This window comes from Ralstonia pickettii (assembly GCF_016466415.2).
Lineage (GTDB): Bacteria > Pseudomonadota > Gammaproteobacteria > Burkholderiales > Burkholderiaceae > Ralstonia > Ralstonia pickettii.
The window spans coordinates 178,540-190,838 of the sequence record NZ_CP066772.2; the positions used below are offsets into that span (position 1 = coordinate 178,540).

At 64.8% G+C, this 12,299-nt stretch carries 8 protein-coding genes; 3 read left to right on the forward strand and 5 right to left on the reverse strand.

Features of this window, described 5'->3' with window-relative positions; translation table 11 throughout:
- Positions 1-166: 166 nt before the first annotated feature.
- From RP6297_RS16980 to RP6297_RS16995, 4 genes are all read right to left on the reverse strand, one after another.
- Positions 167-1,900, reverse strand: a complete 1,734-nt coding sequence (locus RP6297_RS16980) for a bacteriophage N4 adsorption protein A (RefSeq protein WP_009239929.1) — start codon at positions 1,898-1,900, stop codon at positions 167-169.
- Positions 1,897-4,008 (reverse strand): glycosyl transferase family protein, encoded by a 2,112-nt coding sequence (locus RP6297_RS16985; RefSeq protein WP_009239930.1) that lies wholly within the window; start codon positions 4,006-4,008, stop codon positions 1,897-1,899. The genes RP6297_RS16980 and RP6297_RS16985 overlap by 4 nt, the downstream gene beginning before the upstream one ends.
- Before the next feature lie 738 nt (positions 4,009-4,746).
- A complete protein-coding gene (locus RP6297_RS16990; RefSeq protein ID WP_037028658.1) occupies positions 4,747-6,594 on the reverse strand; it encodes a methyl-accepting chemotaxis protein in 1,848 nt (615 codons plus the stop codon).
- Between the two features lie 89 nt (positions 6,595-6,683).
- Positions 6,684-7,361: a glycine zipper 2TM domain-containing protein gene (locus RP6297_RS16995; RefSeq protein WP_009239932.1), complete on the reverse strand. Its 678-nt coding sequence runs from the start codon at positions 7,359-7,361 to the stop codon at positions 6,684-6,686.
- 271 nt (positions 7,362-7,632) lie between these two features.
- Here RP6297_RS16995 and RP6297_RS17000 point away from each other — a divergent pair, with 271 nt between their 5' ends.
- Complete coding sequence (locus RP6297_RS17000; protein ID WP_009239933.1) at positions 7,633-8,568, forward strand: 2-hydroxyacid dehydrogenase; 936 nt, start codon at positions 7,633-7,635, stop codon at positions 8,566-8,568.
- Positions 8,569-8,597: 29 nt separating this feature from the next.
- Here RP6297_RS17000 and RP6297_RS17005 read toward each other — a convergent pair whose 3' ends face one another.
- Positions 8,598-9,854, reverse strand: coding sequence for a branched-chain amino acid ABC transporter substrate-binding protein (locus RP6297_RS17005; RefSeq protein ID WP_009239934.1), 1,257 nt, complete (start codon positions 9,852-9,854; stop codon positions 8,598-8,600).
- A gap of 229 nt (positions 9,855-10,083) precedes the next feature.
- Between RP6297_RS17005 and RP6297_RS17010 the strand changes: the two genes are divergently transcribed.
- Positions 10,084-10,749: a TetR/AcrR family transcriptional regulator gene (locus tag RP6297_RS17010; protein ID WP_009239935.1), complete on the forward strand. Its 666-nt coding sequence runs from the start codon at positions 10,084-10,086 to the stop codon at positions 10,747-10,749.
- A 41-nt stretch (positions 10,750-10,790) separates the two neighbouring features.
- A complete protein-coding gene (locus RP6297_RS17015) occupies positions 10,791-12,236 on the forward strand; it encodes an MFS transporter (RefSeq protein ID WP_009239936.1) in 1,446 nt (481 codons plus the stop codon).
- The last annotated feature ends 63 nt before the right edge of the window (positions 12,237-12,299 follow it).

Here is a 12,299-nt window from a genome sequence, read left to right on the forward strand (position 1 = left end):
CTGAGCGAAGGCCGTGCCATGCATCCTGCTTTGACCCACCATGGCGTTGCGACGCCATCCTGTGGACGCCGCTGCCGCGTCTCTTTGTTACCCGTTTCCCTCGGCGGTCAAAAACGTTTCATCTGCGACACCTCTGACTGGGGGTCTGCTTGCATCCGGGGTTGCCTTAGAACCAAAGAATGGCTCGCGCGACCACCCCCTTTGCTCGATCCGCGTGCGTCAACGGCAAGCGGTATTGCACGGTCAAGTCCAGCCAACTGGCCGGCGCCGCGTAGTGCGACTCGCGAAACCAATAGCGGAAGTTGATGCCTGGGCCGACACCCAGCGCAAGCTGGTGGTCGATCGCCTTGTTGTCGTGATCGCCCGCCAGCACGATGTGCGGGTAGACCGTGAGCCGATCGCTGATGGAGTTCAGTAGCCACGTGTGTCCGTAGCGCATTTCCGTGCTGATGATCATCCGGCCCTGGTTGAGGAAATAGGCGCCCTCGCCATACACCTGCCAGGTCTGCCAGCGCGGCTTGGTGACTTGCAGGTCGAGCCCCTGGTCGGTCGAGAACCCGATGCGCAGCAGCGTGTCGTTGGTGGTCAGTTGCCCAATGCGGAAAAGGCGCTCGGCGGTGAACACCAGGTTGATGTCCTTGATCGGCTTGTAGCGCGCGCCCACCGAGCCCTGCGCGGTCGGGAGGCCTGTGTGGCCATTGCGGTCGTACACGTTGTCATAGCCGCGCGCAAAGAGCTGGAAGACGCTGCCGTCCCGATACCCGACGCCGGGCGGCTGCCAGTACACCTCCGCGCCCGCTTGGCCCACGCTCACGGTGTTGGGCAAACCGAACGCCGAGGTTTGATATGCGCCCGAGACGACCATGCCGAAGTTACGCTGCATCTGCTCGACTTCGCGCCGGTAGCCGAAGCGACGGTCTGCTGGAAGGCGGTCGTCGCCATTGCCGCCGCTGTCGCTCTTGGCATCGGCATCGGCATGGTCAAGGCTTTGCCGGAAGAGCTTGATGGCGGTCGGGTTGTCGCCCAGGCGCTTGGCCGCGTAGGCGGCATCGGCGTAGTGCGTCCACTTGCCTTGGCCCGTGGCAAAGCCGCGCTGGAACGCTGCCAGCGCGGCACGATCGTCACGCGCGCGCAGGTGACTGTAGGCATCGTTCAACTCACGCTGGCCGACCACGCGCGGGTCATTGGCGGACGTGGTTTCGCCCTGCGCTTCAGGTGCCATCGCCTGGGCAAGCAGCGCCTTGGCGTAGCGCTGGCGCGCCGGGTCCGTCGCGTGTTCGGCTGCCAGCGTGGCGGCCTGAGACGCACCATCACGGTCGCCCAATTGCAGGCGAGATTGCGCGAGACGCAGTTGTACGTCGGCATCGGGTTCGTCCTTCATGCCGCTCAGCGCATCGATGGCAGCCTGCGGATGCTTGGCCGAATATGCGCTGTCCGACCAGGCCAGATGCAGATTGCGCTGCTCCTGCGGCGTCCAGTCGGTGCCTTGCACGGCGTGTGCAAAGTCCTGTTCGGCCACGGCAGGATCGTTCGCTTTCTGCGCGAGGAACCCGTGCTGTGCAAAGACACGGGGCTCGTCGGGATACTTCCGCAGCAGCGCATCGGCCTGCGCGCGCGCCGCATCCAACTGGCCCTTGCGCGTCAGCACATCGAGCAGCAGCAGGTTCAGTTGCAGGCTGTCTGGCTGCGCGGCCAGTGCCGCACGCGTGGCGGCTTCCGCATCGTCGAGCTTGTTGGCGTCGATGGCGCGATAGGCGCGGTCGGCGCGAAAATAGGCGTCAGGCTGCAACGGCGCGGGCGGCTCTGCCAGAGATACGCCATGACAGAGCGCCCACACTGCCGCGGCAATCGGCCAGCGCAAACGGCGCAGGGTTAGACGGATGGCTCTCTCGTGTGTCATGCCACACCTCCCGCAACAGATGGGTTGGGCCGCGGCTCTGATCCGGGGGGCAGATCCGGCGGCACAGGAATCGGGGGGATGGTGGAAGCCTCGGATGCGGGTGCCGTGCCGGCTGCAATGCCTGGGCCGGCGCCCGTCATGGATTCGACGGCCAACATGGCCGAATGCGCCGACGGTCCGAATACGACCGTGGCACGGCGGTTAGGGTCGGCCATCTGCGCCAGCTCGGCCGACATCTCGTGGTCGCACGCCATGAAGCAGGCGACCTTGCGGCCCGCAGCGCGGGCCAGCTCTTCCAGCACTTCGCCCTCGGGCAACTCCGACACGGCGATGTTGAGCGACCCGTCTTCGCCAATCGAGAACGGCACCACGTGATGCCGCACAGCCAAGTCACGCGGCAGGCAATCCGCCAGCGCGCCAAGCACCACGTTGGTCAGGCTCACGCGCGGCAGGTCGACCTGCTCGGCCAGCGCATCGGCCAGCGTGTCGGGCGTGACCAGCCCCTGCTCGACCAGCACTTGCCCAAGCCGGCGCCCGGTCTGGCTCTGAATGGCGAGGGCCGCATCCAGCTGCGCCTGCGTGAGCACTTCCCACTTGACGAGCGTCTCGCCAAGCTTGCAGCGCGTACGGCCCAGCGCGTCGTTCGACAGATAGGTGTGCTGCGTCTTGTCCCAGGCGATGGGCTTGCCGGTCAGGCAGTAGATCAGGAAGATCTTCCACGCCCGGCACACCGAGAAGAAGTTGATGAAGTTGTTCACCACCAGCCTGGGCAGGCACAGCACGCCCTGCAGCGGGCCATTGAGCCGACCGACAAAGTACACGCGCTGCGCCAGCCGGTTAAAGAGCAGCGCCGCGTTGATGGCCAGCAGGTCCTGCATCCAGATGCTGCCGACCACGAACGTGCCATCGGGGATCGTGATCACGCCGTTGAACATCAGCGCGCCCAGCGCCAGATAGTTCAGCGACAGTACGTAGGCCAGGATCGAGAACAGCGCCGTGAGCACGCCCTTGCGGTCCCGGAAGAACATGTAGCGCGTGATGAGGTTGCCCCTCCAGCCCATCTGCAACCAGCCCTGGAACGCGATGCCGAGCACCCAGCGCGCACGCTGGCGGTAGGCCGTGCGGAAGGTGCTCGGAAAGTACTCACGCGTGGCCAGCAGTTGCGGGCGGGTTCCCTTGCGCCGCCCAAAGCGCCAGCGTGTGCGCGTCTTGCCCTCGGCATCCGCGGTTGGTTCTGCGTTCTCGCAGATCGGGAAATGCACGAACGCTTCGCGCATGCCCAGTTCGCGCAGGCGAAAACTGAAGTCATAGTCTTCCGTGAGCGTGCTGGTGTTGAAGGGCGAATCGCCGCGCACCTTCATCACAGCTTCGATGGCACGGCGGCTGTAACAGAGCGCGACGCCAGCACCGGGCACCGTGCCGGTCAGCGCCTGGCGCGCCACCAGGTCTTTCTGGTGCGTCTCGGAAAAATCATCCATGTACGTGCCGGCCACCCACTCATACCACTTGCGCTCAAGCGATAGCACCGGAAGTTGCACCAGATCCTGATCAAGGATGAAGTAGTTGAAGTACTTCAGCTCCAGCGGGTGGATCACGTCTTCACAGTCGTGCATGATCACGCCCGCAAAGCGGATACCGTGCCCAGCCTCGTGCCGGATGATGGTCTGGATGATGGTGTTCAGGCAGTCGGCCTTGCATGTCGGGCCATCGTGCGTGACCGCTGCGCGCACCACGCGGCCCGGGTAGCGGCGCACCATGCGTTCGACTTCGGTGGTGGTTTCCGCATCGTTGCGGTACGCGCCGGCAAAGATGATGAAGCGCGTGTACTCCATCGTCGCTAGGGTGTTCTCAACCATCTTGGCGATGACGTCGTACTCCTTCCAGGCCGGCACCATGATGGCGAGCCACTGCTCTTCGCGCTCGCGCAACGATTGCGCCGAAATCGTGACCGGCGTGCGGCCACGCTGCGGCCAGAGCCACAGCTCCCGCACCCAGTAGAAGGCGTCCAGGAAGAAGTCGTCGGCGGTGCTGATGAAGATGACGAGCGTGGTCGCTACCGTCAAGGTGTTGAGCAACGCCAGGTAAAGCTCCCATGGCAAATCGCTCACGGCTGCTCCCCTGCCCCGGCCTTGCGGGCGCGTTGCGAGTGTCCGGCGTACCCCCCGCCTTGCGCAGTGGCGCTCATGCTTCCCCCAAGGTCTTTTCGACGTGCGACGCAACCGCTTTGCGCCATGGCATCCGACCCAATCTGCCACCGCCGATCGGGTTGACGCGTCGCCCTCTGGCCTGCTTCTCGTGAAGGGGAACGCGAGGACCATACCAACGCCCGCCGAGGCGCACAGTTATGCGGCGCAGCACATCAAATGCGCCTTCAGACACGTGCCGGATAGCCCGGGTTGTTGCATGCGTGAACGCAAGAAACGGGCGGTGGCGGTAGCGGGATCAACGCCACGGCATACAACGCCATCTGATATGGGGGGACATTCGACCGTCAGCCAACAAGGCCTCCCTACAAACGACGGAGGCGCTGACCGATCAAATGCAGGCGGTTTGGCTTAGGCGAGCGGGGAGCACCCCTGACCGGCGTGGGCGCGTGTTACCGCATGGACTAATGCGCGCAACCGGGCGCAGGTTGCAAAGTCTTATGCGCAAAGGCTCTGCCCGATGAATCGCGCGGCAAAACGCGACCGACCTCGCGGTCCGGCGTTGCGTTGGCGACGCCGCAGCGCAAATCGTCGGCCGGATCAACAACCTCGGCCCAAGCAGTTCTGTAAATCGGTTGCAGCGCTGAAACACAAAGCCGCGCTCAGGGCGCGGCTTGTCGGGATGGACGTTCGGCGGGTGCGTCAGAACTGTTCCCAGTCGTCGGCATCGCTGGACACCGCAGCCAGGGCAAGTTTGCCGGGCTTGGCCTCGGCCACCGCAACAGGCACTGCCTTCGCATCCGGGGCAGGTACAGTCGCCGGCTTGGCAGCCGCTGCGGGGCGCTTGCGTGCGGCACGTGCCGTCGCTGCCCCTGGTTTGCGCGCGACCGGTTTCGCTGCCGGACCGGGCGAAGCCGGCACCGTCGATACCGCCGGTGCTGCCTTGGCAACGCTCAGCGCACTGGCAGCGACGGGAGCCAGCACAGGCTCGGCATTCGCGCCCGCCGCCGGCAGGCGGAATGACGCCACGGCCTCGCGCAGAACGCCAGCCTGTTCTTCCAGCGATTGCGCAGCGGCCGCCGCCTCTTCCACCAGCGCGGCGTTCTGCTGGGTCACCTCATCCATCTGCGTGACGGCCTGGTTGACTTGCTCGATACCGGCACTTTGTTCCTCAGAAGCCGAGCTGATCTCGCCCATAATGTCGGTCACACGCTTCACGGCAACGACCACCTCGTCGATCACGTCGCCTGCTTCGGCAACCAGGGTCGTGCCGTTTTCTACACGTCCAACCGAATCGCTGATGAGTTCCTTGATTTCCTTGGCTGCCGTGGCCGAGCGCTGTGCAAGGCTGCGTACCTCACCAGCCACCACCGCAAAGCCGCGGCCTTGCTCGCCCGCGCGGGCGGCTTCCACTGCGGCATTCAACGCAAGGATGTTCGTCTGGAACGCAATGCCTTCGATCACGCCGATGATGTCGGCGATCTTCTTGCTGCTGTCGTTGATGCCCGACATCGTCTCGATCACGCGGCCCACCACTTCACCGCCCTTCACGGCGATGTCCGACGCGTTGCCGGCAAGCTGGCTGGCCTGACGTGCGTTGTCGGCGTTCTGGCGCACGATGCTCGTCAGCTCTTCCATGCTCGACGCAGTTTCTTCCAGTGACGAAGCCTGTTCCTCCGTACGCTGCGACAGGTCCATGTTGCCGGCCGCAATCTGCTTGGTGGCGCTGGCGATGGATTCGCTGCCGCCGCGCATTGTCACGATGGTGCGGATCAGGCCGCGCTGCATGTCGATGAGACCTTGCGTGAGCGCGCCCATTTCGTCCTTGCTGCCGACAGTGATGCGCTCGGTCAGGTTGCCGTTCGAGATCGCGCTGAAGTGGCCCAGCATCTTTGACAACGGCACTGAAATTGCCCGGTGCAGGCCAAATGCGCACCCCAGCGCCGCCGCAATGCCCACTCCGATGGCGCCGATGATCAGCATCAGGAACGCGTGCGATCGGGCCGCTGCGCTTTCGTAGGCTGCCTTGGCCTGTTCGACCTGGCTGCGATCCAGCGCATCGGCTGCCGCAGACAGCGCCACGGACAGCGGCGGAATCACGTTCATCACCACCTTGTCGACGGTCGCGGCATCGCGGGCACGCAATGCGGTCATCAGCGGCTCGATGCCGTCACGGAAGAATGCGTTGCGCTTGGTCTCCATGTCGGCGGCCAGACGGCTTTCGTCCGCGTTCATGGGCAGGGTCTTGTATTGCTTCCAGGCGTCGTCAGACTTCGTGCGGTAGCCGTTGGCCTTGTCCAGGATGGCCGGCACGTCAGCGGCATCCGGATGGAAGACCGCGCGATCGAGCGTCGTACGCACGATCGCCGCATTCAGCTGCGCCTTGCCGACCAGCGAGGTCGAAGCGAGCTGATTGGTGTAGATCTCGTTGATGTTCGCGTCGGACGCGCGCATTCCGATCACGCCAATGGTGCCGGTAATGGCGAGCAGCAAGGCCAGCAGCGTCAGCGCTGCATTGAGACGGAAACGGATGGAAAGTCGATTGAGCATGGGAATCACCGCGGGGTTATTGCCTCCGCTATATCGGTCGGCCCGCGCCGTTTCTGAAGCCGGCGCGGGCGCTCCCATGCAGGAAGTGGCTAGTACGGCACTGCCATGTTGTTTTCGATGCGGGCGCGATCCCCCACGCGCAGGCCGTTGGGGTTGTTCTGGGTGAGCGTGATACGCGAGTTGTCGTTCAGCCGCATGGTCACGCGGTAGGTCTGGCCGACCACCGTGTTGCCTTCCACGGCATTGCCCGCCATGGCACCCGCCACCGCGCCGCCGATGGTGGCCACGGTGTTGCCGCGCCCGCCGCCAACCTGGTGGCCAAGCAAGCCGCCCACCACGCCGCCGAGCACGGCACCCACGCCGCTCGACTGGCCGCGCACGGGCACCGCTTCGACGTATTCGACAACGCCGTAGCGGTTATCCGCTGGCGCTTGATAAGACGGGTCGCCGTTGTTCGGATACGGCGAATAGTTCGGTTGCGAATATGTCGGCTGGGGCTGCGAATACGCCGGCGCCGGCTGCTGCGGATACGGCTGCGGCGCATTCGCGTCATAGCTGCCATAGCCGCTGCTGTAGGTGGTCGGGGCGATGCTGTTGCCGTAAGCATTGCTGCCCGCGGCATAGCCTGCCCCATAACCGGCGCCGTAACCGGGGTACGCCGGCGCCGTCACGCAGCCCGTCAGCCCTGCTGCCACGGCGGCCAATGCGGCCACAGCCACCCAATGCGCTGCGCGCCCTGCACGGTCCAACTTGTTCGTTGCTCGCATGATGAATCCCGTCTGGTAAGCGAGGCATCTGGGCCGGACCGGCAGTCTGTTCTGCGGCCCGCGGCCATGCGCCTCCTGCCGCAAAGTCTATGCCGCGGCCCTGCAAACCCGTGCAACCAAACCTGCTCATCGGTAACGGTGTGTAACCGCATGGCGCGCGTGGCTTTCCGCGTGGCGTTGGAGCGCGCGTTATCATCGCTAGGCGCTGCGCGACGCACCTCTTTGCCGGGTCTCGCCCCCATTCATGCGGCCCGTCTCCTCTTCCTACCCCATGCAACCGACCCTGCTGCTCCTCATTGCGATGACGCCCGAGAACATGGCGCAGATCGCTGAACATTTCCGCGTCATCCATGCACCCACCCGCGCCGAACGCGACGCCGCCATCGCGCGCGATGGGCGCGATGTCCGCATCGTGCTCACCAATGGCTCGACGGGCCTGACCGGCGCGGAGATCGCCGCGATGCCCAAGCTGGAACTGGCCTGCGCGCTCGGTGCCGGCTACGAGAACATCGACGTGGAGGCCGCCCGCGCACGTGGCGTGGCGGTGGCCAACGGCGCCGGCACCAACGACGCCTGCGTGGCCGACCACGCCTTTGGCTTGCTGCTGGCCACCGTGCGCGGCATTCCCAAGCTGGATCGCTCGACGCGCAATGGCGTCTGGCGTGACGACATTCCGCTGCAGCCCGGCGTATGCGGCAAGCGCCTGGGCATCGTCGGCCTGGGCACCATCGGCATGCAGATCGCGCGCCGCGCAGCCGGTTTCGACATGCAGATCGCCTATCACAATCGCAAGCCGCGCGAAGGCGTGTCATACCGCTACTTCGATGCGCTCAAGGACATGGCCGACTGGGCCGACTTCCTGATCGTTGCCACGCCGGGCGGTGCGCAGACGAAGCATCTGGTCAACCAGACGATCCTGGAAGCGCTGGGCCCGAATGGCTACGTGGTCAACATTGCGCGCGGCAGCGTGGTGGATACGGCAGCGCTGGAAGCAGCCATCCGCTCGGGCAAGCTGGGCGGCGCGGGGCTGGATGTGTATGAGAGCGAGCCCAGGCCGCCGGCCGGGCTGCTGGACCTGGAGCAGGTCGTGCTGACGCCGCATATTGCCGGCTGGTCGCCGGAATCGGTGCAGGCGACGGTGGATCGCTTTTTGGAGAACGCCCGCGGACACCTGGCGGGCACAGGCGTGGTGTCCCCGGTCGAATGAACTGACCCCGGGACACCTCCATCACGCGGTTACGACGCCGGACGCTTCATCTGGCACGACGTCGGCTGGGCCGCGAGATGCGGTTCCAGCGTGACGTCGGTACGCCAGCCGTAGCCGGTGTTTTCCTGGTCGTACTTGATCTTCTTGCCATCGGCCTTCACCCAGGTGGTCACGTACAGCGTCTGCTGGGCCTGGTGGTCGGTCTTGCGCATCTCGATCGGGCCGTTGAGGCCATCGACCGTCATGCCTTCCATCACCTTGGCCACCTTGGCCGGCTCCGCCGAACCGCTGGTCTTGATGGCCTTGGCGAGGAAGGCGATGCCGGTGTAGACATCGGCGTTGAAGAAATCGTCGTTGTACTTCTTCTTGAAGCCGTCGAGCACAGCGCTCGTCTTCGCGTTGCCGTCGTTCGGCGCGAAGTAGCTGATGACCTTTACGCGGTCGGCGCCCGAAGCCCCCATCGCCGTGGGCACACCGGTGGTGCCGGCGTAGTACGTATAGAAGTTGGTGGTGAGGCCCGCATCCTTCGATGCGCGGATCAGCAGTGCCAGATCGCTCCCCCAGTTACCGGTGATGACCGTATCCGCGCCCGAAGCACGAATCTTCGCGACATACGGCGAGAAGTCCTTCACCTGCGCGAGCGGGTGCAGATCCTCACCCACCACCTGGATGTCCGGGCGCTTGCGCTTGAGGTACTCCTTCGCCGCGCGCGCCACCTGGTGGCCGAACGAGTAGTTCTGGTTGAGCAGGTAGACCTTCCTGATGCTCTGGTCCTTGGCGAGATAGCTCGTCAGGGCCTCCATCTTCATGTCGGAGTTGGCGTCCAGGCGGAAGTGCCAGTAGTTGCACTTGCTGTTGGTCATGTCCGGATCGACCGCGGCGTAGTTCAGATAGATGATCTCCTTGCCCGGGTTGCGGTCGTTGTACTTGGCGATCGCGTCCTGCAGCGCCATGCCCACACTGGACCCGTCGCCCTGCGCGACGTAGCGGATGCCCTGGTCGGTGATCTGCTTGAGGATCGTCAGGCTTTCTTGCGGTGAGACCTTGTTGTCGAAGCCGATGACTTCAAACTTGGTGCCGTTGCCGCTCCAGTTCTGCTGGTTGGCCAGGTCGGCCGCGTATTGCCAGCTGCGCAACTGGTTCTGGCCCAGCGCGCCCATCAGCCCGGACAGCGGATCGATCCACGCGATCTTGACGGTCTCGGCGTGGACGGTGCTCGGGCACAATGCGCCCGCGAATGTGCCAACTGCTGCCGCCGCGCACAGCGCGAGTCGGAATGCCTTCATGCAAATGTCTCCTGATGTCTTATCGTTTGACGCCGTGCAGAAGGCATCGTCGAGCATGGTTCTTGTACTAAACCGCAAACCGAGGCTTACGGTAGCTCGATCCTTCCATACACAAACGTATGTGCATGGTAGGAGCGCGTTTGTTGCCGTGTCAACCCGCGCAAACCAGGGGGCCTCAGCACGATTTAAGCGCTGGACAGCCCTGTCAGCGGGACTAGAATCCGCCTTCATGCCCAAGCCTTCCCTGCTGCTCGACAAACACGACGACACCGTCGACGTCGGTGCCGATTCCGACTCCCCTGCCGCGCCGCGTGCACAGCTCACGCCCGACGACTGGGTGCGCGCCGCCACCGATCTGCTCGTCACCAAGAGCATCGATGCAGTGCGCGTGGATGTGCTCGCCAAGCAGTTGGACGTGACGCGTGGCAGCTTCTACTGGCACTTCAAGAACCGCGACGACCTGCTGCACCAGGTGCTGCAGGACTGGAGCGAGCGCACGCGCGTGGGCCCCAAGCTGGAGCGGCAGAACCCGTCGGTGCAGGGGCTCGTCCGCGATCTGCTGGCACTGCCGTTTCGCGGTCGCAGCGCGCGACGCACGGCCATGATCGAATTCGCCATTCGTGCCTGGGCGCGGCGTGACCCGATGGCGCAGGAAGCCGTCGAAGCCGTCGACGAACACCGCATGGACTACTACATCCAGCATTTCCAGGCGATCGGCTTTACGCGCAAGGACGCCAAGACGCGCGCCTTCATGCTGTACGCCTACCAGCTATCGGAAGCCACGCTCTGGCACCAGGGCAGCAAGCCCGACAAAGACGCGCGCCGCCGCTTCTTTGAAGACACGCTGCTTGCCGGCGCGCCGCAAGAAGATTCGGCCACACCCTCGCAGGAATAGATCGTGCTGCATCGAGCGCATTCGCTTTAGAGTGCGCCGCGATGCCCGAGTCGCCAGCCTTTCACACATCAGACCTGCCCAGCCGGCTCGATCGCCTGCCCTGGAGCCGCTTTCACACGCGCGTGGTCATTGCGCTGGGCATTACGTGGCTGCTCGACGGCCTGGAGGTGACACTGGCCGGCGCGGTGGCGGGCGCCCTCAAGCAAAGCCCTGCCCTGCATCTTTCCAACGCGCAGGTCGGCATCGCCAGCAGCGCATACCTGATCGGCGCGGTATTCGGCGCGCTGTTGTTCGGCTGGATGACCGATCGACTCGGCCGCCGCAAGCTGTTCTTCATCACGTTGGGCGTCTACATCCTGGCCACGCTGGCGACAGCGTTCTCGTGGAGCTTCGCCAGCCTCGTCGTGTTTCGCGTGCTCACCGGCGCGGGAATCGGCGGCGAATATGCGGCCATCAATTCGACGATCCAGGAACTGACGCCGGCACGCGTGCGCGGCTGGACGGACCTCGCCATCAACGGCACGTTCTGGGTCGGTGCCGCGTTGGGTGCGGGCGCATCGCAGTGGTTGCTGGACCCCGCGCACATGAGCGTCGATACCGGCTGGCGGCTGTGCTTCTTCATCGGCGCCCTGCTGGGGCTCATCATTCTGGTGATGCGTTTCTGGATTCCGGAAAGCCCGCGCTGGCTCATCACGCGCGGTCGCCACGAAGAAGCGCAGACCATCGTGCAGGACATCGAAAGCGAGATCGCCACGCGTGGCCATCGCTTCGATTCCGCGCCGCTGCCGGCATTGCGCATGCGCAGCCGCGGCCATCCCCGATTGATGGAAGTCGCACGGGTGCTGTTCGTGCAGCACCGGCAACGTGCGTTGGTGGGCCTCGCGCTGATGGCCGCGCAGGCGTTTTTCTACAACGCGATCTTCTTTACCTACGCGCTGGTGCTGACGGATTTCTATGGCGTGCCCGCAACGAAGGTCGGCACCTACCTGCTGCCGTTCGCGCTGGGCAATTTTCTCGGGCCGCTACTGCTTGGGCGGTTGTTCGATGTGGTCGGCCGGCGCACGATGATTGCCGCCACGTATGCGATCAGCGGTGTGCTGTTGTTGGTGAGCGGCACGCTATTCAAGGCAGGTGTGCTCGACGGCACCACGCAGACCCTCGCGTGGACCGTCGTGTTCTTCTTTGCATCGGCCGCCGCCAGCTCGGCCTATCTGACGGTGAGCGAGACCTTCCCGCTTGAGGTGCGCGCACTGGCCATCGCGTTGTTCTATGCCGTGGGCACGGGGCTGGGCGGCGTTGCGGGGCCTGCGCTGTTCGGCTGGCTGATCGATACACACTCGCGCGGTGCCGTGTTCGGCGGCTATGCGTTCGGCGCGGTGCTCATGCTGCTTGCGGCCGCGGTACAGGCGTGCTGGGGGACGGCCGCTGAGCGCAAACCGCTCGAACACGTGGCTGCGCCGCTGTCGGTGGACGATAGCCAGGCTTGATCTGCGCCAAACCCGCGCCGCGCGCGTCGCCATCGGTCGCCTATATACTTTCGCGCAGCGCTT

Bases quoted from the DNA above. Each gene is read 5' to 3' on its own strand.
- RP6297_RS17010 (WP_009239935.1), top strand. From the start codon at position 10,084: ATGCCCAAGCCTTCCCTGCTGCTCGACAAACACGACGACACCGTCGAC.
- RP6297_RS17015 (WP_009239936.1), top strand. From the start codon at position 10,791: ATGCCCGAGTCGCCAGCCTTTCACACATCAGACCTGCCCAGCCGGCTC.
- RP6297_RS17005 (WP_009239934.1), bottom strand. From the start codon at position 9,854: ATGAAGGCATTCCGACTCGCGCTGTGCGCGGCGGCAGCAGTTGGCACA.
- RP6297_RS16990 (WP_037028658.1), bottom strand. From the start codon at position 6,594: ATGCTCAATCGACTTTCCATCCGTTTCCGTCTCAATGCAGCGCTGACG.
- RP6297_RS16995 (WP_009239932.1), bottom strand. From the start codon at position 7,361: ATGCGAGCAACGAACAAGTTGGACCGTGCAGGGCGCGCAGCGCATTGG.
- RP6297_RS17000 (WP_009239933.1), top strand. From the start codon at position 7,633: ATGCAACCGACCCTGCTGCTCCTCATTGCGATGACGCCCGAGAACATG.
- RP6297_RS16980 (WP_009239929.1), bottom strand. From the start codon at position 1,900: ATGACACACGAGAGAGCCATCCGTCTAACCCTGCGCCGTTTGCGCTGG.